General features: G+C 65.2%; 20 protein-coding genes and 1 other RNA gene. 4 read left to right on the top strand and 17 right to left on the bottom strand.

Annotated features, from left to right (window positions below):
- Positions 1–5: 5 nt before the first annotated feature.
- The 5 genes from rnpB to AC3G88_RS05485 all read right to left on the bottom strand — a co-directional run bounded on the left by rnpB (position 6) and on the right by AC3G88_RS05485 (position 4,612).
- Positions 6–350, bottom strand: an RNA gene (gene rnpB / locus AC3G88_RS05505) — RNase P RNA component class A.
- Between the two features lie 34 nt (positions 351–384).
- Positions 385–1,188: a DUF3025 domain-containing protein gene (locus tag AC3G88_RS05500; protein ID WP_488893178.1), complete on the bottom strand. Its 804-nt coding sequence runs from the start codon at positions 1,186–1,188 to the stop codon at positions 385–387.
- Positions 1,189–1,193: 5 nt separating this feature from the next.
- Positions 1,194–2,228 (bottom strand): dihydroorotase, encoded by a 1,035-nt coding sequence (pyrC, locus tag AC3G88_RS05495; RefSeq protein WP_488893177.1) that lies wholly within the window; start codon positions 2,226–2,228, stop codon positions 1,194–1,196.
- A 15-nt stretch (positions 2,229–2,243) separates the two neighbouring features.
- The gene (locus tag AC3G88_RS05490; protein WP_488893176.1) at positions 2,244–3,542 is read right to left on the bottom strand and encodes a glycerate kinase type-2 family protein; all 1,299 of its coding nucleotides are present in this window, start codon (positions 3,540–3,542) and stop codon (positions 2,244–2,246) included.
- Complete coding sequence (locus AC3G88_RS05485; RefSeq protein WP_488893175.1) at positions 3,539–4,612, bottom strand: tartrate dehydrogenase; 1,074 nt, start codon at positions 4,610–4,612, stop codon at positions 3,539–3,541. The genes AC3G88_RS05490 and AC3G88_RS05485 overlap by 4 nt, the downstream gene beginning before the upstream one ends.
- Positions 4,613–4,734: 122 nt before the next feature.
- Between AC3G88_RS05485 and AC3G88_RS05480 the strand changes: the two genes are divergently transcribed.
- Positions 4,735–5,565 carry a class II glutamine amidotransferase gene (locus AC3G88_RS05480; protein WP_153946551.1) on the top strand — a complete coding sequence of 277 codons (831 nt, stop codon included), beginning with the start codon at positions 4,735–4,737 and terminating at the stop codon, positions 5,563–5,565.
- Between the two features lie 293 nt (positions 5,566–5,858).
- Here the strand turns inward: AC3G88_RS05480 and AC3G88_RS05475 are convergent, their stop codons facing one another.
- From AC3G88_RS05475 to AC3G88_RS05450, 6 genes are all read right to left on the bottom strand, one after another.
- A complete protein-coding gene (locus AC3G88_RS05475; RefSeq protein WP_153946550.1) occupies positions 5,859–6,593 on the bottom strand; it encodes an amino acid ABC transporter ATP-binding protein in 735 nt (244 codons plus the stop codon).
- A complete protein-coding gene (gene gltK / locus AC3G88_RS05470) occupies positions 6,590–7,273 on the bottom strand; it encodes a glutamate/aspartate ABC transporter permease GltK (RefSeq protein WP_153946549.1) in 684 nt (227 codons plus the stop codon). The genes AC3G88_RS05475 and gltK overlap by 4 nt, the downstream gene beginning before the upstream one ends.
- An 11-nt stretch (positions 7,274–7,284) precedes the next feature.
- Positions 7,285–8,013 carry an amino acid ABC transporter permease gene (locus AC3G88_RS05465; protein ID WP_400394325.1) on the bottom strand — a complete coding sequence of 243 codons (729 nt, stop codon included), beginning with the start codon at positions 8,011–8,013 and terminating at the stop codon, positions 7,285–7,287.
- Positions 8,014–8,078: 65 nt separating this feature from the next.
- Positions 8,079–8,978, bottom strand: a complete 900-nt coding sequence (locus AC3G88_RS05460; protein WP_153946547.1) for a glutamate/aspartate ABC transporter substrate-binding protein — start codon at positions 8,976–8,978, stop codon at positions 8,079–8,081.
- A 313-nt stretch (positions 8,979–9,291) separates the two neighbouring features.
- On the bottom strand, positions 9,292–10,599 hold the full coding sequence (locus tag AC3G88_RS05455; RefSeq protein ID WP_066739501.1) for a Glu/Leu/Phe/Val family dehydrogenase: 1,308 nt from the start codon (positions 10,597–10,599) through the stop codon (positions 9,292–9,294).
- 131 nt (positions 10,600–10,730) lie between these two features.
- On the bottom strand, positions 10,731–11,687 hold the full coding sequence (locus AC3G88_RS05450) for a LysR family transcriptional regulator (protein WP_488893174.1): 957 nt from the start codon (positions 11,685–11,687) through the stop codon (positions 10,731–10,733).
- Positions 11,688–11,876: 189 nt separating this feature from the next.
- Between AC3G88_RS05450 and AC3G88_RS05445 the strand changes: the two genes are divergently transcribed.
- Both AC3G88_RS05445 and AC3G88_RS05440 read left to right on the top strand, forming a co-directional pair.
- A complete protein-coding gene (locus AC3G88_RS05445; RefSeq protein WP_488893173.1) occupies positions 11,877–12,422 on the top strand; it encodes a cysteine dioxygenase family protein in 546 nt (181 codons plus the stop codon).
- A 61-nt stretch (positions 12,423–12,483) separates the two neighbouring features.
- A complete protein-coding gene (locus AC3G88_RS05440) occupies positions 12,484–12,942 on the top strand; it encodes an Lrp/AsnC family transcriptional regulator (protein ID WP_092595370.1) in 459 nt (152 codons plus the stop codon).
- Positions 12,943–12,952: 10 nt separating this feature from the next.
- Here the strand turns inward: AC3G88_RS05440 and AC3G88_RS05435 are convergent, their stop codons facing one another.
- From AC3G88_RS05435 to AC3G88_RS05415, 5 genes are all read right to left on the bottom strand, one after another.
- Entirely contained in the window at positions 12,953–13,621 is a 669-nt protein-coding gene (locus AC3G88_RS05435) for a hypothetical protein (protein WP_488893172.1), read from the bottom strand.
- Between the two features lie 238 nt (positions 13,622–13,859).
- The gene (locus AC3G88_RS05430) at positions 13,860–14,633 is read right to left on the bottom strand and encodes an ABC transporter permease (protein ID WP_488770842.1); all 774 of its coding nucleotides are present in this window, start codon (positions 14,631–14,633) and stop codon (positions 13,860–13,862) included.
- A 2-nt stretch (positions 14,634–14,635) separates the two neighbouring features.
- Positions 14,636–15,511, bottom strand: coding sequence for an ABC transporter ATP-binding protein (locus AC3G88_RS05425; protein ID WP_488893171.1), 876 nt, complete (start codon positions 15,509–15,511; stop codon positions 14,636–14,638).
- Positions 15,508–16,566, bottom strand: a complete 1,059-nt coding sequence (locus tag AC3G88_RS05420) for an ABC transporter substrate-binding protein (RefSeq protein WP_488893170.1) — start codon at positions 16,564–16,566, stop codon at positions 15,508–15,510. Before AC3G88_RS05420 ends, AC3G88_RS05425 begins: the two co-directional genes overlap by 4 nt.
- Positions 16,567–16,738: 172 nt before the next feature.
- Positions 16,739–18,631, bottom strand: a complete 1,893-nt coding sequence (locus tag AC3G88_RS05415) for an ABCB family ABC transporter ATP-binding protein/permease (protein ID WP_400391048.1) — start codon at positions 18,629–18,631, stop codon at positions 16,739–16,741.
- 113 nt (positions 18,632–18,744) lie between these two features.
- Here AC3G88_RS05415 and AC3G88_RS05410 point away from each other — a divergent pair, with 113 nt between their 5' ends.
- A complete protein-coding gene (locus AC3G88_RS05410) occupies positions 18,745–19,146 on the top strand; it encodes an acyl-CoA thioesterase (protein WP_101680068.1) in 402 nt (133 codons plus the stop codon).
- 113 nt (positions 19,147–19,259) lie between these two features.
- Here the strand turns inward: AC3G88_RS05410 and AC3G88_RS05405 are convergent, their stop codons facing one another.
- Positions 19,260–20,036 carry an enoyl-CoA hydratase gene (locus AC3G88_RS05405; RefSeq protein ID WP_488770839.1) on the bottom strand — a complete coding sequence of 259 codons (777 nt, stop codon included), beginning with the start codon at positions 20,034–20,036 and terminating at the stop codon, positions 19,260–19,262.
- Positions 20,037–20,038: the final 2 nt, after the last annotated feature.

Here is a 20,038-nt window from a genome sequence, read left to right as displayed (position 1 = left end):
CGAAAGAGCAAAGCAGGCCGATAAGCCGGATTCTGTGCACACCGCATGCCTTTGCAGGCACACGGCATGTGACAACCATTCCTCTAGGCCGGCCGTTACCGGACGGCTCCAGCTCCCTACCCGCAGACTCGACGGGCCGCTTCATCGTCTGCCTATTTGGGATTGCTCCAGGTGGAGGTTACCGCGTTTCACCCTTCCCGCCAGCCGAAGCCGGCGACAAGACTCGTCTCTGTGGCCCTATTCCGCACGTTGCCGTGGATGGCTGTTAGCCAACACCCTGCCCTGTGGAGTCCGGACTTTCCTCCCCTCACCCCCTTGCGAGGGCAAGCAGCGATTGTCTGGCCTGCTTTGCGGGCCGCAGTCTAACACCGAAGTGGACGCCGGTCAGCCCTGCGTGGCCGCCGCCGCCATCCGGCGGCCTGGCCGGAACACGCTGGTATCGGCGTAGAACGACGGATCGGCATTGCCATCGCACCAGCCAGGAATGCCCAGCACCGGCAATGGCGCGAAACTGCGCCCGCCGGCAAGGCGGCCGGCGTCGGCCGCACCGGCGAGCGAATCCGCCAGCAGCCGGTCGAGCTGGTCCAAGGGGGTATCGGGCGCGGCCGGAATCCACCAGGCATGGGCCGTGACCGACTTGTAGGGTTGGACCAGCTTTTCCAGCAGCGCATGGCCGAACGGCACCACGGTACATCGGGCGTGCCACGCGTTGCGCCGCGAGACAAACAGCTCGTGCCACGCAAACCCGCGCAGCGCGTCGAACAGCGAGGCATCCCGGCTGACGAAGATGACCGCGTTCTCGTCGAACAGCGTCGCTGCATCGCGCAGGCCGCCCCGCACTTGGCCGACGCCGTCGCGCGCGATGGCCTCGGCCTGCAGCCGGTTCAGCAGGCGCTTGGTCTCGGGGAAATGCAGCCACACAAGTGCGTTGAACGCATCGTGGAGGTTATCGCGCGTCGGCACATGGCCAGTGGCGTAGATATGAGCCTCGTAGGCGACGCCCTCGGGCAGGTCGGCCTGCGGCACGAACCGCAGCGGCAACCCTTGCGCGTTCCGCAGGTGAGGCACATTCGCGGCGCACGCGTTGAGCGCCTGGCGCAAGTCCCCGCCGGTGAAGGCCGGGGCGGACGCGGCGAACCCCGCAAACGGCCCGAACCACGGCCGCGTCCAGTCGATGGCGGACAGCAAGCCGCTCAGCTCGCCTTCCAGCGCAGCGTTTCGCCGGCGCGCAGTGGCACCAGCGTGGTATCGCCGTACGGCAGTTCGGCCGGCAGCTCCCAGTCTTCGCGCGTCAGCGTCAGCGTGCCGGTGTTGCGCGGCAGGCCGTAGAATGCCGGGCCGTTGAAGCTGGCGAACGCTTCGAGCTTGTCCAGCGCACCGGCCGTGTCGAACGCCTCGGCGTACAGCTCCATCGCGTGCAGTGCCGTGTAGCAGCCGGCGCAGCCGCAGGCGTGTTCCTTCAGGCCGCGTGCGTGCGGGGCGCTGTCGGTGCCCAGGAAGAACCGTTCGCTGCCCGACGTGGCCGCCTTGACCAGCGCGTCGCGGTGGATTTCGCGCTTGAGCACCGGCAGGCAGTAGTAATGCGGACGGATGCCGCCGGTGAAGATGGCGTTGCGGTTGTAGAGCAGATGGTGCGCGGTGATGGTCGCGCCGATGGGGCCTTCGGCCTCGGCCACGTACTGGGCGGCATCGCGCGTGGTGATGTGCTCGAAAACCACCTTCAGCTCGGGCATGTCGCGGCGCAGCGGCTTCATCACACGGTCGATGAACACGGCTTCGCGGTCGAAGATGTCGATGTCGCCATCGGTCACCTCGCCGTGCACCAGCAGCGGAATGCCTTCGCGCTGCATCGCTTCCAGCGTCGGATAGCAGCGGCGGATATCGGTCACGCCGGCGTCGCTGTTGGTGGTGGCGCCTGCCGGGTAGAGCTTCACCGCGTGCACGAACCCGCTGGCCTTGGCCGCGACGATTTCCTCGGGCGGCAGGTTGTCGGTCAGGTACAGCGTCATCAGCGGCTCGAACGCCACACCGGCCGGCAGCGCGGCCAGGATGCGGTCGCGGTAGGCTCGGGCCAAGTCGACCGTGGTCACGGGCGGCTTCAGGTTCGGCATGATGATGGCGCGCGCGAACTGGCGCGCCGTGTCGGGCAGCACTGCCGACAGCGCGGCGCCGTCGCGCACGTGCAGATGCCAGTCGTCGGGGCGGGTAATCGTAAGCTTCTGGGTCATGGGGACAAGCACAACTTAGAGAATCAGGATGGCGCGGTAATCGTTCACATTGGTGCGCGTTGGGCCGGTCACCACGAGGTCGCCCACGGCGTCGAAGAAGCCCCACGCATCGTGCGTGTCGAGCTTCTGCCGTGCCGAGACACCGGCCGCTGCGGCGCGGGCCAGGGAATCGGGCCCGAGCAGCGCCCCGGCATTGTCCTCGGACCCGTCGATACCGTCGGTATCGGCCGCGATCGCGTGGATATCGGCCGCGCCGTCCAGTTCGATCGCCAGCGACAGCAGGAATTCCGAACAGCGGCCGCCGCGGGCCCCTTCCGACGCACCGCTGGGCAATGTGACCGTGCATTCACCGCCCGAAATCAGCACCACCGGCGCGGAGAACGGCGCATTGTACTTGCGAATCTCGCGCACCAGTGCCGCGTAGACGCGCGCCACCTCCTGCGCCTCGCCGGTCACGGTATCGCCGAGCAGCACGGGCTGGATGCCCTGGCGGCGGAACTGCGCGGCGGCGGCGGCCAGACTGCCATGGGCCGTGGCAATCATGCGATTGTCCACACGGGCGAACAGTGGATCGCCCGGCTTTGGCGTTTCGGCGATCTCGCCGCGTGCGCCGCGATCCAGGTGCGCCTGGACGGTCGCCGGCACCGTAGCGCCGTAACGCTTGAGGATCGCCAGCGCATCGGCATAGGTGCTGGGGTCGGGCACGGTCGGCCCCGATGCGATCGCGCTGGGGTCGTCGCCCGCCACGTCGGACACGATCAGCGTGGTCACGGGCGCCCGGCTGGCCTGCGCAAGCCGTCCGCCCTGGATGCGCGAGACATGCTTGCGCACGATATTCATGTCGGTGATCGGCGCGCCACAGCGCAGCAACTCACGGGTGGTGGCCTTCAGGTCCGCCATCGGAATACCTTCGGCCGGCAGCGACAGCAGGCTCGATCCGCCGCCCGATACCAGCACAATCAGCCGGTCGTCGGGGCCCAGCGACTGCACTTGCGCCAGGATGTCGGCCGCGGCCTGCTCGCCGGCTTCATCGGGCACCGGATGGCCGGCCTCGATCACGCGGATATGCGCGGTCGGCAGGCCGTGCGCGTAGCGCGTGACCACCACGCCTTCGAGCGCGGCGTGGCCGGCGTAGGCCCGTTCGACCGCCAGCGCCATCGACGCGGCCGCCTTGCCGGCGCCCACCACCAGCGTGCGGCCGCCGGCATGGGGCGGCGGCAGGTGGCTGGCGACGATTTCCAGCGGATCGGCGGCCGCCACGGCGGCGCGGAAGCTCTCAAGCAGCAAGGTACGGGGGCAGCCCTGGAAGTTCACAGTGCCTCCGCGATGGCCTGGCCCAGATCGGCCGTGGAGGCGGTCCCGCCAATATCGCGCGTCAGCGGCGCATGTCCCGGCCCGGCCGCCAGCACCTTTTCGATGGCCTGCAGCACGGCGGCGCCGGCCTCGGCGTGGCCCAGGTGTTCCAGCATCATCGCGCCGCACCAGATCTGGCCGATCGGATTGGCGATGCCCTTGCCGGCGATATCGGGCGCCGAGCCGTGCACCGGCTCGAACAGGCTCGGATAGACCTTGTCCGGATTGATGTTGCCCGACGGCGCCACGCCGATCGTGCCCGTGCAGGCCGGGCCCAGGTCTGACAGGATGTCGCCGAACAGGTTGCTGGCCACCACGACGTCGAACCAGTCCGGGTGCTGCACGAAGTGCGCGGTCAGGATGTCGATGTGGTACTTGTCGACCTTCAGGCCGGAGTAGTTGGCGGCCATGGCCTCCACGCGCTCGTCCCAGTACGGCATCGTGATCGAGATGCCATTGGACTTGGTGGCCGACGTCAGATGCTTCTTGGGTCGTTTTTGCGCCAGTTCGAACGCGAATTTCAGGATGCGGTCCACGCCGTGGCGGCTCATCACCGTTTCCTGCACCACGATCTCGCGGTCGGTATTCGGAAACATGCGCCCGCCGATGCTGGAATATTCGCCCTCGGTGTTCTCGCGCACCACGTAGAAGTCGATGTCGCCGGGCTTGCGGCCGGCCAGCGGGCTCTTGATGCCCGGCATGAGACGCACGGGCCGCAGGTTCACGTACTGGTCGAACGAGCGCCGGAACTGCAGCAGCGACCCCCACAGCGACACATGGTCGGCGATCTTCTGCGGCCAGCCCACCGCGCCGAAGTAGATGGCGTCGTACTTGACCAGCGTGTCGAACCAGTCGTCCGGCAGCATCTTGCCGTGGCGCTCATAGTATTCGTAGCTGGAAAAGTCGAAGTGGTCCCACTGGAAGTCGATGCCAAAGCGCCGCGCCGCGGCGTCCATGACACGGATGCCTTCCGGCATCACTTCCGTTCCGATTCCGTCTCCGGGAATGACAGCGATCTTGTATTGACTCATGGCTGGGAAGGGCGAGGTGGCGGGGGGGCGCGGGCGCCCGGCTTGGCAGCATCGGGCACGCGCATGATAATGTCTGCATTCTATTGCAAAGCGGCAGCCACCTGCCGCACGGTGCCCTCGCCATGTGCCAGCTGCTAGGCATGAACTGCGCCACGCCCACCGACGTGACGTTTTCCTTTACCGGCTTCGCCGCCCGCGGCGGCGTGACAGACCATCATGCCGACGGTTTCGGCGTGGCGTTCTTCGAGGACAAGGCCTGCCGCCTGTTCATCGACAACCAGTCGGCCGGTACGTCGCCGGTGGCGGACCTGATCAAACGCTACCCGATCAAGTCGAAGAACGTCATCTCCCATATCCGCAAGGCCACGCAGGGAACGGTGCTGCTGGAGAATTGCCACCCGTTCATGCGCGAGCTATGGGGCCGGCACTGGATCTTTGCCCACAACGGCGACCTGAAGGGCTTCACGCCGTTCCTGTCCGGGGTCTACCAGCCCGTGGGCGATACCGACAGCGAACTGGCCTTCTGCACGCTGATGCAGGGCCTGAGAAAGCGATTTCCAGGGTCGCAGCCACCGCTCAACGAGCTGGGCCATGCCCTGGCCGACATTACCCGCGACATTACGCTGCATGGCGTTTTCAATTTTTTACTATGCAACGGGCAGGCGTTGTTCGCGCACTGCTCCACGCGGCTGTACTACATCGTGCGGCAATGGCCGTTTTCGAAGGCCCATCTGATCGATGCCGACCTGTCGATCGACTTCTCGCAGGTCACCACGCCGGACGACCGCGTGGCGGTGATTGCCACCGCGCCGCTGACCGACAATGAGACGTGGACCCAGTTTTCCCCGGGTGAGCTGATCATGTTCGAGGACGGCAGGCCCACCATGACGTGGACGGTACCGATCCCGCCGGAAGTCCAGGCGAAGAACGCGGCCAATACGGCGTGTACTTGAAGGGGATCGGGTGTCCGCGAGCTGCCTCACGATCGAGGGGCGGCTTGTTGTTGGATGGCCAACGCCGTCGAACACGCCCAAGGGGTGACAGATGGTGAGGTCTTGGGTCCCTCTCCCCTCAGGGGAGAGGGTGCGGGAGAGGGGTGGGCTACCAACGAGCCACGCTGAAGCGAAGCCGTCGGTTTGTTCCAGCAAGCAAGCCCCGGAAAAGGCTGTCGGTTTTGCGCACCCTTGCCCTCTCCCCCAACCCCTCTCCCGCGCAGCGGGAGAGGGGAGCAAACCAGCGGTCTGCTTCAGTGGTGCAAGATCTTCGACAGGAACTGGCGGGCGCGTTCCGAGCGGGCGTCGATGTTGCCGAAGAACTCTTCCTTCGGGCAGTCTTCGACGATCTTGCCGGCGTCCATGAAGATCACGCGGTTGGCCACCTTGCGGGCGAAGCCCATTTCGTGGGTCACGCACATCATGGTCATGCCTTCCTGCGCCAGCTGAACCATCACATCCAGCACTTCGTTGACCATTTCGGGGTCAAGCGCCGACGTCGGCTCGTCGAACAGCATGCAGATCGGATCCATCGATAGCGCACGGGCGATGGCCACGCGCTGCTGCTGGCCGCCCGACAGTTGGCCCGGATACTTCGATGCCTGGCTCTTCAGACCCACGCGCTCCAGGTACTTCAGGCCCTTGGCCGTCGCCTCTTCCTTCGAGCGGCCCAGCACCTTCATCTGGGCGATGGTCAGGTTCTCGGTGATCGACAGGTGCGGGAACAGTTCGAAGTTCTGGAACACCATGCCCACGCGCGAGCGCAGCTTGGGCAGGTTGGTCTTCGGGTTGCCCACCGACGTGCCATCGACCAGGATGTCGCCCTTCTGGAACGGCTCCAGCGCGTTCACGGTCTTGATCAGCGTCGACTTGCCCGAGCCCGACGGGCCGCACACCACCACCACTTCACCCTTGGCGACCTGGGTCGTGCAGTCCGTCAGCACCTGGAAGGCGCCGTACCACTTGGAAACGTTATTAATTTCGATCATACGGCCACCTTTTTCTGATAACGCTTGACCAGCAGCGAAGCGGAGAAACAAATGATGAAGTACACGAGGCCGGCGAACAGCAGCATCTCCACGATGCGGCCATCACGCTCGCCAATGCCGTAGGCCTGGCCGAAGAAGTCCGCCAGCGCGCTCACGTAGACCAGCGACGTATCCTGGAACAGGATGATGCCCTGCGTCAGCAGCAGCGGCACCATGTTGCGGAACGCCTGCGGCAGCACCACCAGGCGCATGGTCTGGCCATAGGTCATGCCCAGCGCCTGCGCGGCGAACATCTGTCCGCGCGACACGCTCTGGATACCTGCGCGGATGATTTCCGAGTAGTACGCGGCCTCGAACAGCGAGAACGCGATCAACGCGGACGTCATGCGCAGGTCGGACGCGGCGTTCAGGTTGAACACCTTCTGCAGTAGCTGCGGGATGATCAGGAAGAACCACAACAGCACCATCACCAGCGGGATGGACCGGAACAGCGTCACGTACCCCTGCGCGAACCAGTTCAGCGGCTTGCTCGACGACAGGCGCATCATCGCCAGGATCGTGCCCCAGACGATGCCGACGATCACGGCCGTCACGGTGATCTTCAGCGACACCATCATGCCCTCGCCGAGCACGTGGAGGGTCGATGCGTTGATCGAGCTGAAATCGAATTCGTATGCCATGTTCCAGCTCCTTACTTGCCGCCGATGAAGCCCGGCACGCGGGTACGGCGTTCCACCCAGCGCATCAGGAACATCACCGTGAAGTTGATCAGCGCGTACAGCAGCGTGACCGCGATGAACGATTCATACGGGCGCGCGGTGTAGTCCACCAGCTGGCGGCCTTGCGCGGCCAGTTCCAGCAGGCCGATCGTCGACGCCACGGCCGAGTTCTTGAAGATGTTCAGGAATTCGGACGTGATTGGCGGCACGATGACGCGGAACGCCATCGGCAGCAGCACGTGGCGATACGTTTGCGACAGGGTGAAGCCCATGGCCAGGCCGGCGTTCTTCTGACCGCGCGGCAGCGAATTGATACCCGAGCGCACCTGTTCGCAAACCCGGGCGGCGGTAAACGTGCCCAGGCAGATCATGGCGGCCAGGAATTGCTGCGTGAACGGGTTCATCTGCTTGATGGCCTCGCCGCCGGGCAGCAGCTCCGGACCGACGAAATACCAGATGAACAGCTGCACGAGCAGCGGAATGTTCCGGAAGATCTCGACATAGGTGGCGGCGAAACCCGACAGCCACTTGTTCGGCACGGTGCGCAGCACACCGAGCACGGAGCCGATGACGAGCGCGATCACCCACGACGACAGGCCCAGCGCGATCGTCACCTTGAGACCGGAAATCATCCAGTCCAGGTACGTCTCGTTGGCGGCGGCCTGCTCGAGGAAGACTCCCCAGTGAAAAATGTAATCCATAGTGCGTCCTCAAAAAGAAACGGAAGGACTGCTCCTTCCGTTTCGCACTGCTCCAATCGCGCAGATCAGTCGAGTGCCTTGTCGTTCGGGTTCTTGAAGAGCGCCTTCATGTCTTCGGACAGCGGGAAGTCCAGGTTCAGGCCCTTCGGCGGCACCGGTTGCTGGAACCACTTGGTGTACATCTGGTTGATCGAGCCGTCCTTCATCAGGCCGGTGATCACATGGTCGGCCAGCTTCTTGAACGGCACGTCGTCCTTGCGGATCATGCAGCCGTACGATTCACGCGACTGCGGCTTGCCCACCACGATCCAGTCGTTCGGGTTCTTGGCCTTGGCGCGCTCGCCGTACAGCAGTGCGTCGTCCATCATGAACGCCACGGCACGGCCCGATTCCAGCGTCAGGAACGACTGGCCATGGTCCTTGGTGCTGATGATGTTCATGCCCAGCTTCTGGTCGTCGTTCATCTTGCGCAGCAGGCGCTCGGACGTCGTACCGGCCGTGGTCACCACGTTCTTGCCCTTGAGGTCGGCCCAGTCCTTGATGCCGCCGTCCTTCTTCACCATGATGCGCGTGCCGATGATGAAGATGCTGGTGGTGAACGAGGCCTGCTTCTGGCGCTCGAGGTTGTTCGTCGTCGAGCCGCACTCGATGTCGATCGTGCCGTTCTGCAGCAGCGTGATGCGGTTCTGCGAGGTGATCGGGATTTCCTTGACCTGCAGGTTCGGGAGCTTCAGCTGGTCCTTGATGGCTTCCACGATCTTCATATTGATATCGTAGGAATAGCCTACCTGGCGCACACCGCCCAGGTTGTAGTTGAACGGAATCGAAGAGTCCCGCACACCCAGCGTAATGACACCCGTATCCTTGATCTTCTGCAGCGTACCCGTCAGCGGCTCGGCTGCCTGTGCGCTCGCGCACAGCATGCCTGCCGCAATCATCAGGCCGGCCAACTTGGCAACATTCATAACATCTCCTTGACCATGAAGAGAGAAAGGCGCGACTGTAACAGACAGTCCCGCCGGCGAAACAGTATTGCTTAGCTCGTCACCCAAGACAACGGGTTTTTCCCCTAACTGGTGCCATTTCAGGCAGCGTTTCGCGGCAATGCGCCAAAATGAGACACGACTGCTAACGTCGGATTGCAAGTTTCCGGAAGCGGCGTCAATAGAAAAACGGCGACCGGAACAAGTCCGGTCGCCGTTTCTCAGTGAATCAGGATAAGGGCCAGATTTGCTGCGTTGCAGCAGCCCTGGCGTCCCGTTCCTTGATCCGCCTGCATCATGGATACAGACCGCGCATTTCGCGCGCCTGCAGGATCCGCGAGCAGGCGACGATGAACGCGGCCGTACGCAGCGTGACCTTGTTGTCCTGGGCAACCTGCCAGATCGCCCGGAAGGCTTCTTGCATGATTCGTACCAGGCGTTCGTTGATTTCCTCTTCGGTCCAGAAGAAGCTGGAGAAGTCCTGCACCCATTCGAAGTAGGACACCGTCACGCCGCCGGCGTTGGCGATCACGTCCGGGCAGACCAGAATATTGCGCTCGCGCAAGATGTCGTCGGCCTGCGGGGTGGTCGGGCCGTTGGCGCCCTCGATCACCAGCTTCGCCGTGATCTTCGGCGCGTTCTCGGCCGTGATCTGGCCTTCCAGCGCGGCCGGGATCAGGATGTCGCAGTCGACTTCCCAGAACTGGTCGCCCTTGATGACTTCGGCGCGATAACCCTCGATCGTGCCGCTGTGCGATGCGTATTCCATCATCGCCGGCACGTCCAGGCCAGCCGGGTCGAACAGCGTCGTGCGGTGATCCTGCACCGCCACCACCTTGGCGCCGGCCTCATGGAACAGCTTGGCGGCCACGGCGCCCACGTTGCCGAAGCCCTGCACGGCCACGCGTGCACCCTTGACGTCCATGCCCAGGTTGCGGGCAGCCTCGGAACCGACCACGAACACGCCACGGCCGGTGGCCTCGTGACGGCCCAGCGAACCGCCCAGCGAGATCGGCTTGCCGGTCACCACGCCGGTGGCGGTGCTGCCCGAATTCATCGAGTAGGTATCCATCATCCAGGCCATGACCTGGGCGTTGGTGTTCACGTCCGGCGCCGGAATGTCCTTGGTCGGCCCGATGATGAGGTTGATCTCGCTGGTGTAGCGGCGCGTCAGGCGTTCCAGCTCGCCGTGCGACAGCGTGCGCGGGTCCACGCGGATGCCGCCCTTGGCGCCGCCGTATGGCACGTTCACGGCCGCGTTCTTCACCGACATCCACGCCGACAGCGCCATCACCTCGGACAGCGTCACGTCCTGGTGAAAGCGCACGCCGCCCTTGCCCGGGCCACGCGACAGGTTGTGCTGCACCCGATAGCCCTCGAAGTGGGCGATGGTGCCGTTGTCCAGTTCGATGGGTACGTCGACGATCAGCGCACGCTTCGGGCGCTTCAGGGTTTCAACCCAGCGTGCCAGCGAGCCCAGGTAGGGCGTGACACGGTCGACTTGCTGCAGGTAGATGCCCCAGGGACCGAGATTGTCGGCGTTCAGGTACGAAGGCAGGGCGTGAGCATTGGAGACGTTTTGCGTCGGTGCTGCGGAAGACATCGTTGGTTTCCGAGTGAAGGTGACACGGAGCATATCGGCGCCCCCTTCCCCGAATCCAATGCCGTTTGCTCATTCACCACATGACGGTTATGCAAGACTTGCATAACGTTGGCGAGGCGCCCCGGCCCTTGTCAGGCGGTCGTTGACGGGGCAACCAGGGTCGCCCACACCTTGTCCACCAGCTGGCGCTTGCGCCTGAGCTGGCTGCCGCGCCGTTCGCCGCCTTCCGCCGGCCGCTCGCGGTAGAGCCGGATTTCCATGTCGATCGATTGCGTCAGGCCGCGCGCGGCCTCGGCCCGCACCAGGCGGCCGGCGGCGACGTCCTCGCGCACCGTGCTTTCTGGCAGAAATGCCATGCCGTGGCCCGCCAGCGCCATGACCTTGAGCGCCTCGGCCATATCGGTTTCGTAGCATTTGTCGAGCTTGAGCGAATCGGTGGACTCAGCCAGCAGCATGTCCACCATGCGGCCCAGAAACGCATTGGGCGTGTAACTGAGGAACGGCACCGGCTTCTTGTCGGTGCCCGGCAACCGAAACAGCGGGCGGCCCGTGGCGTCGGGCACGCTGTACGGCGACAGCCGTTCCGTGCCCAGTACCAGCATGTCGTAGTGCGCCGGATCGAGCTGGATGGCCTGACGCGGATGGTGGTAGACCATCACAAGGTCGCAGCCGCCTTCCACCAGCATCAGCACCGCATCGTGGACGTTCAGCGCGCGCAGGCGGCATGGCAGCGTGCCCAGCTTGCGCTCCACGCCTTTGAGCCATTCCGGGAAGAATGTCAGCGACAGCGTGTGGGGCACCGCGAATTCCAGCACCTGCGCGTTGGCCGACCGCTGGCCGCGCATCAGTGCGCGCGTTTCGCTGACCTGCGCCAGCATCGCCAGCGCCTGTTCGTAGAACACCTTGCCGGCCTCGGTCAGACTGGTGGGATAGCTCGACCGGTCGATCAGCTCGGTGCCCACCCAGGCCTCCAGTGACTGGATACGCCGGGAGAACGCCGGTTGCGTGACATGCCGCAGTTCCGCCGAGCGCGAGAAGCTGTGCGTCTCGGCCAGGCTGACGAAGTCTTCAAGCCATTTGATTTCCATGGCGCGGATTATCGCCTGCTGGAGCAACGCCGGCGCAGTCCGCAAAAAGATTCTCCAAAGTTGCGATTTGTTGGAATGCAATTACAATGCAGAGCAACTTGGGACGACATTTCGCATGCTGGTGCTCCGGACGCGCTTTTAAGATGAACGCTATCGCACATATCGCACATCAAGAAGAACGCGCCCGCCATGGAAGCCGCCGCATCCCCCATCCGCTCCACGCCGTCCCCGTTGTCCTCGCTGGCCTCGGGCATGGAAGCCACGCTCTCGCAGAGCGCCCGCATGGTCGCCGCGCACGTGGCGGCCAGCCTGCCCGACGCGGACACGCTGCTGGCCAGCCTGCCGCCCGGGGCGCTCGAAGGCAGCCCAGACAACTACACGCGCCATCTGGTCTATGCCGATCCCTACGAGCGTTTTTCGGTGATGGTGCTGGTCTGGCGCCCGGGCCAGCACAGCCCGGTGCACGGCCATCGCACCTGGTGCGCATACCAGGTGCTGCGCGGCACGCTGTCCGAACGGCATTACCGCTGGAATTGCGAGAATCGCACGGCCAGCCAGACCGGCGCCGCGACGCGCGAGGCAGGCGACACGTTCAGCGTGCCGGCCGGCCTGCAGCATATCCACGCGCTGGGCAACGACAGCCACGCGGTGGCCGTGTCACTGCACATCTACGGCGTGGACCAGGACCGCATTGCCACCGGCGTGAACCTGCTGGTGGATACCATCGTCAGCTGACATCCGCCCTGGCAGGGTGGCCGGCGGCTGGCGCCCACCCACCTTACCGGACCTGACAACGATGGACCGCTATGACCGCCAGATCCTGGGCATCCTGCAGGAAGATGCCTCCGTACCCGTTGCCGACATCGGCGAACGCGTCGGCCTGACCTCCACGCCCTGCTGGCGCCGCGTACAGAAGCTGGAAGAGTCCGGCGTGATCCGCAAGCGCGTGGCGCTGCTCGATGCCGCCCGGCTCAATGTGGGCGTGACCGTCTTTGTGTCGATCCGCACCAGCCAGCACAACGTGAAATGGCTGAAGACCTTCCACGACCTCGTGGCATCGATTCCGGAAGTCACCGAGTTCTACCGCATGGCGGGCGACACCGACTACCTGCTGCGCGTGGTGGTGCCCGATATCGCCGCCTATGACGCCGTGTACAAGAAGCTGATCCAGGGCGTGGAACTGGCCGATGTCAGTTCCAGCTTCGCGATGGAGCAGATCAAGTACACGACGGCGCTACCGCTGGACTACGCGTAGCGCCTGCGGGCTACTTCGGCGAATGCACGACATCGACACCGAGCCGGAACGTGCCGATCTTCGGCTGCTTCGGCAGATCGGTGCCGATGGCGTCGATGACCAGACGCATGCCCGGCTTGGTCCGGTATCGTCCGCCGGACTGCAGCCCGGGATTGTCGGCCGGGTCGTACCAGACGATCAGCGTGCCGCGACCGGCATGCCCGCCGGCGGCCTCCAGCGGGCCCAGGGTGCCTTCCTGCCCCGAGCCGCTGACATTGCGCTGCGCACGCAGCCAAAGCGGATAGACGCGGTTTCCATAGGCGTCGCCCTCCATGCTCGCCAGCACCTTCAATGCGGTATAGCCGTCCCGCGGGACCGCGACGACCTGCTTGCGCTGGGTGCCCTTGGCGACGAACTGGACGCGCGAGCCTTGCCACGGCGCCTCGGCGGTGTAGGTAAAGACCGTCGGCTGCGCAGCCGCGCCGGCGGCGACCACCACGTTCAGGTCGTCCAGCGTGTTGTCGCCGATCTTGTACCACCGCCGGTCATCGGCGCCAGGCCGTTGCCCGGCTTCGGCGTGGGCGTCATTGGCCCAGATGTACCTGCCGTAGGTCACGCAGCTTCCCAGCGGATACTCGCTCTTCTGCTGCCACCGCTCGATCGCGCTGCAATCGCCGGGGCGTTCTGGCGAATCTGCCATGGCATTCGCCGCGGATGACAGCAGCAACACCAGCGCCGCGGACGAAGCCGCCGCTCGCCGGCAAATCTGGCTTTTTCTTGGCATGGTCGAACCTTGAGATTTTGGTTGATGGACGGCCGGGGCAAGTTGCCCCGACGTCCACAACTCTAGGTATCGGCCCACGCGCCAACAATCGCCATCCGTCCAAAGATGGCGGTGGCTTGTTGCCGTCCCGGCCCGGCGGGACGGTGCGCCGCGATCAGCCCCGATGCGCCCAGCCTGTCATCCGCTTTTCCAGCACGGCAAACAGCTCGTACATGACCATCGCCATCACGGCAATCACCACCAGCCCGGCAAAGGCCAGGGGCATCTTCATCGCCGATCCGGCCGACACCAGCAGGTAGCCGATCCCTTCGTTGGCCGCGTTCATTTCCGACACCGTGGTGCCCACGAACGCCAGCGTGATGGCTACCTTGAGCGACGCGAAGAAGAACGGCAGCGCGCGCGGCAGGCCCACCTTGATGAGCACGTCGCGCCGCTTGGCACCCAGCACGCGTAGTACATCCTCCAATTCCGGTTCCAGCGTGGCCAGCCCCGTGGCGATGTTGACCATGATCGGGAAGAACGAGATCAGGAACGCGGTCAGGATGGCCGGGCCGGCCCCCAGGCCGAACCACACCACCAGGATCGGCACGAAGGCCGCCTTGGGAAGCGCGTTGAATGCCGTCATCAGCGGGTATGTTGCCGCGTAGGCCAGCCGCGACGAGCCCATCAGCATGCCCAGCACCACGCCCACCACGATGGCCACGCCGAAGCCGACCATGGTGGTCCAGAACGTACGCCACGCGTGCCCGGCGATCACGCCGGCATACTCGAACAGCGACGCCACGATCGAAGACGGGCTGGGCAGGATGAAGTCGGATACGTCGAAGACCAGGCACGCCCCCTGCCACAACAGCAGGCAGGCGCCAAGCAGGATCCACGGGGCGACGCGCTGTACGCGCTTCGCCTGGAGAGAGGACATCGTCGTCATGTTCAGGGCCGTCCCGCGTTGTCAGTGTGGTTGCCGGGCTTGTGGCCGATCTTCTCGCGCAGTTCGTGCACGCGTTCGGCAAACGGTTCGGTATAGGTAATGTCCAGCGGGCGCGGACGCGGCAGGTCGATCTCGCGGCGCAGCACAATCCGTCCCGGGCGCGCGCTCATCACATAGACCGTGTCGGCCAGGAACACGGCCTCGCGCAGGTCGTGGGTGACGAGGATCACGTTGAAGCGTTGCGCCTGCCAGAGGTCGCGCAGCACGCACCAGAGTTCCTCGCGGGTGAAGGCGTCGAGCGCGCCGAACGGCTCGTCCAGCAGCAGCATGCGCGGCTCGTGGATCAGCGCGCGGCAGATCGACGCACGCTGCTGCATGCCGCCCGACAGCTGCCACGGATACTTGTCCTCGTAGCCGGCCAGGCCCACCGTCTTCAGCAGCGCACGGGCGCGCTCCACATACTCCGAGCGCTTCTTGCGCATGGTCGACCGGTACGGCTCGACGATCTCCAGCGGCAGCATCACATTGTCGAGCGTGGTGCGCCACGGCAGCAACGTAGGGGCCTGGAAGGCCATCCCCACCTGCTTGAGCGGCCCCGTCACCTTGGCACCGTTGATGCTGACCGCGCCGCGCGTGGCCGGCCGCAGCCCGGTGGCCAGCTTCATGAACGTGGACTTGCCGCAGCCCGACGGCCCGACGATGGCGATGAATTCGCCTTCGCGCGCCTGCAGCGAGATATCCTCGACCGCGAACTCGCCGCGGCGGGCCAGTTCGTCGTCGTAGGCCAGCCAGACGCGATTGAAATCGACGAACGGCTTGGCGGGCTGCTCGCCGGCCGGCGTGCCCGAGGCGGGCATCAGGGCTTCGCGCGCCATCATCGCAATACGTCCAGTTCGGCGGCCGAAGGCAGGTAGGCGTCGGTCCACAGCGCATCGGGATTGATGCGGCCCTTGGTGCCAAACGCGTCGGCCACCTGCGAGGCCATCAGCGACAGGCGGGGCTTGCTCACGCGGCCGAACCCTTCGGCCTTGGCGTCGGGCGACTTCACCACGCTGTCCAGCGCGATCTTCAGACGGCGGAGTTCCAGCTTCTCGTCGATGATCCCGTCGCGCGCCTTGACGGCCTTGACGCCGTCTTCGGGCCGCGCGATCACGTCCTTCGCCGATTTCGCAAACGCGCGCAGGAAGGCCTTGACGGCCTCGGGGTTGCTCTTCAGGAACTGTTCGGATGCGATGACCGCGTTGCCGTAGAGCTTCACGCCGTATTGCGGGTACGGCAGCACCACGATGTCCTCGTCCTTCACGCCGCGCGCATTCAGGTTCAGGATCGACGTGAACGAGAAGCCGGTGATGGCGTCCAGATCGCCGCGCGCCAGCATGGTCTCGCGCAGCGTGGGGTCCATCGCCTGCCAGTTGAACGCCCCGGCCTGCAGGCCATTGGCCTTGGCGAAGATCGGGAAGGCGCGGCGGCCGGCGTCGAACACCGGGGCGCCGAGCTTCTTGCCGGCGAGGTCCTTCGGCGCCTTGATGCCCGATTTCTTCAGCGCCAGCACGGCGGCCGGCGTGTTGTTGTAGACCATCATCACGGCCACGGGGCGGTTCTTCGCGTCGGGGTTGTTGCCGTAGAACTCCATCACCGACGCCAGGTCGGCAAAGCCCATGTCGTACGTGCCCGAGGCCACGCGGTTGACCACGTTGCCCGACCCGTTGCCGGCGTCGATGGCCACGTCGAGCTTTTCGGCCTTGTAGTAGCCCTTCTGCTCGCCCAGCAGGAACAGCGCCGACGGGCCTTCGAAGCGCCAGTCGAGCTGGAAGCGGATCTTCGTGGGGGCCTGCGCCTGCGCGGTGCCTGCGCAGAGTGTCGACAGCACCATCGTGGTGCCCAACGCGGTGCACAGCTTCAGCAGATGACGGCGCAAGGGGGTTTGCGGCATGAACCTTCTCCAGTAGTTGATCTCTCTGGAGGGGACTTTTCGCAAGGGACGTGCCAGCTTTTCACCACCACGTCATGCACCGGCGCAAGGCGTGCGCGCGGTGCATTGACGAACCATGATTGTGCGCGGCCCGCTGTCGGCATGCGTTGCCGACAGCAATTGTCGACAATCGTCAGGCGTCCTGCGTGGCGTCGCCCACCTCGACATCGCGGGCGTCGGCATCGGGCGAACCCTGGGCGGCGTTGCGCGCCTGGATCTGCCACATCTCGGCGTAGCGGCCGTTGGCACGCATCAGGTCGGCATGGGTGCCGCGCTCGACGATGCGGCCGTGGTCCATCACCAGGATCTGGTCGGCATGGACCACGGTGGACAGCCGGTGCGCGATCAGCAGCGTGGTGCGGTTCTGCGCCAGCCGCATCAGTTCGGCCTGGATGGCCTGCTCGGTGCGCGAGTCCAGTGCCGAGGTGGCCTCGTCGAACACCAGGATCGGCGGATTCTTGAGCAGCGTGCGGGCGATGGCCACGCGCTGCTTCTCGCCGCCAGACAGCTTCAGGCCCCGCTCGCCCACGGGCGTGTCGTAGCCCTGCGGCAGTTCGCGGATGAAATGGTCGATCTGGGCAGCCTGGGCGGCGGCGATGACTTCCTCGCGCGTGGCCTCGGGCCGGCCATAGGCGATGTTGTAGTAGATGCTGTCGTTGAACAGCACCGTATCCTGCGGCACGATGCCGATCGACGCACGCAACGTGGACTGGCGCACGCGGCGGATGTCCTGGCCGTCCACCTCGATGTCGCCCTGCGTCACGTCGTAGAAGCGGAACAGCAACCGGGCCAGCGTGGACTTGCCCGATCCGCTGTGGCCGACCACGGCCGTGGTGGTGCCGGCGGCAATCGTGAAATCCACATCGTGCAGGATCACGCGATTCGATTCGTAGCCAAAGCCGACGTGGCGAAAGCGCACCTCGGCGCCGCTGACCCGCAGCGGCGGCGCGTCGGGGCTGTCGGCCACCTCCTGGTGGGTGCCCAGCAGCACGAACATGCGGTCCATGTCGGTGGTGGCCTGCTTGATCTCGCGGTAGATCACCCCGAGGAAGTTGAGCGGGATGTACAGCTGGATCATCAGCGTGTTCACCAGCACCAGGTCGCCCAGCGTGAGCTTGCCGGCCGCCACGCCTACCGTGGCGCGCCACAGGATCAGGATCAGGCCCGTGGCGATGATGGCCTGCTGGCCGAAGTTCAGGAACGACAGCGAGTTCTGCGAGCGGATGGCCGCGGTGCGATACGTGCGCAGGTTCTCGTCGTAGCGGCGCGCCTCGTATTCCTCGTTGCCGAAGTACTTGACCGTCTCGAAGTTCAGCAGCGAGTCGATGGCCTTCTGGTTGGCGCGCGAATCCAGTTCGTTCATCTTGCGCCGGAAGTGCGTGCGCCACTCGGTCACGACGATCGTGAACGCGATGTAGCCCACCAGCGCGCACAGCGTGATGGCCGCGAACCAGATGTCGTAATGCAGGAAGAAGAAGCCGATGACCAGCGACATTTCCACCAGCGTCGGCAGGATGCTGTACAGCGAGTACGAAATCAGCGACTGGATGCCACGGGTGCCGCGCTCGATGTCGCGGCTCATGCCGCCGGTCTGCCGCTCCAGGTGGAACCGCAGCGACAGCGCGTGCAGGTGCCGGAAAACTTGCAGCGCGATCTCCCGGACCGCGCTTTGCGTCACCTTCGAAAAGAGGATTTCACGCAACTCCGTGAACAGTGAGCCCGACAGCCGCAGCACTCCGTAGGCGATGATCAGGCCCACCGGCACCACCAGCAGCGCCGTGGCGTCGCCCGGCTTGATGTCCATGGCGTCGACGAGCTTCTTCATCAGCACCGGCACGCCCAGATTGGCCACCTTGGCGGCCACCAGGCAGGTCAGCGCCAGCATCACGCGCCACTTGTAGTGCCAGACGTAGGGCAGCAGGTTGCGGACGGTCTGCCAGTCGCTGCGGGGCGCACCGGCGCCCTTGAACAGTGCATTGGCCGGCTCCGTGGGGGCGGGCTCGGCGGTCGTGGAATAGCGGCGCATACGTTAGAATTCGTGCCAATGCCGCGATTGTCGCAGAGATCGCCACGGCCGGCAGACCACCGTCCTGTTGCCTTATGAATTCCCCGTATTTCCCGCTCTCATCGATCGCCCACATGTCCACTTCCGCCCCCCTCTCCGAACTGCCAGCCGGCAAGAACCCGGCCCTGCGTGTCGTGCCGATGCCCGCCGACGCCAACGTGCACGGCGACGTGTTCGGCGGCTGGATCATGGCCCAGGTGGACATCGCCGGGTCGATCCCGGCGGTGGAGCGCGCCCAGGGCCGCGTGGCCACGGTGGCGGTGAACTCGTTCCTGTTCAAGCACCCGGTGTTCGTCGGCGACCTGGTCAGTTTCTACGCGGATATCGTCAAGACGGGCCGCACCTCGATCACGGTGTCCGTGGAGGTCTACGCGCAACGGATGCGCCACAGCCACGAGATCGTCAAGGTGACGGAAGCCACGCTGACGTACGTGGCCACCGACGAAAGCCGGCAGCCGCGCGTGTTGCCGGCCTGATTGCTTGCCTGACATCGGTTTCTGCCTGCCGGTCCTGGCATGCTGAACCGGCGTTCCCTCTCGCCCGCCCCTCTCCCGCGAGCGGGAGAGGGGCGCAGACCCAGACAGCCGCCTCAGTCGAACTTCGAGAAATCCGGCTTGCGCTTCTCGAAGAACGCCGTGAACGCTTCCTTCGCTTCGGGCGCCACCAGCATGCGGCGGAACATCTCGCCTTCCTCGGCCATCTTCCTCTCGATGGTCGCCACATCATCCCCCTTCATCAGCCGCTTGGTCTCGCGCAGCGACGACGCCGGCAGCGCCGCCAGCTTCGCCGCCTGCTGGCGCACGTAGTCCGACAGCTCCGCCACGGGCAGCACCTTCGTCACCAGCCCGATCGCGAATGCTTCCTGCGCACTGAACGCTTCGCCCAGCAGCAGCTTCTCGGCGGCCCGCTGATAGCCCACCAGGCGCGGCAGCAGCAGGCTCGACGCCGCCTCCGGGCACAGGCCCAGTTGCGCGAACGGCAGCGACAGCTTGGCGGTGTCCGATGCGTAGACCAGATCGCAATGCAGCAGCAGCGTGGTGCCGATGCCCACCGCCGCGCCACTGACCGACGCCACCACGGGCTTGGTGGCATGGCTGATGGCGTGCAGGAACTGGAACACCGGCGGCTCGGCGCCGTCGCTGCCCTGCGTCGGCGGACGCTTCATGAAGTCCTCCAGGTCGTTGCCGGCCGTGAAGATCTCAGGCTTGCCCTCGATCACGATCACGCGCACGGCGTGATCGGATTCGGCGGCGCGCAACGCGTCGGCCATGGTCTGGTACATGGCGGCCGTAATGGCGTTCTTCTTGTCGATGCGATCGAAACCAATGGTCAGGATGCCCTGGTCGATGCGGGTGGCAATGCTCATGT

It is taken from the genome of Cupriavidus sp. 86D6 (assembly GCF_057815095.1).
This window is presented reverse-complemented; position numbering and strand designations above follow the sequence as displayed.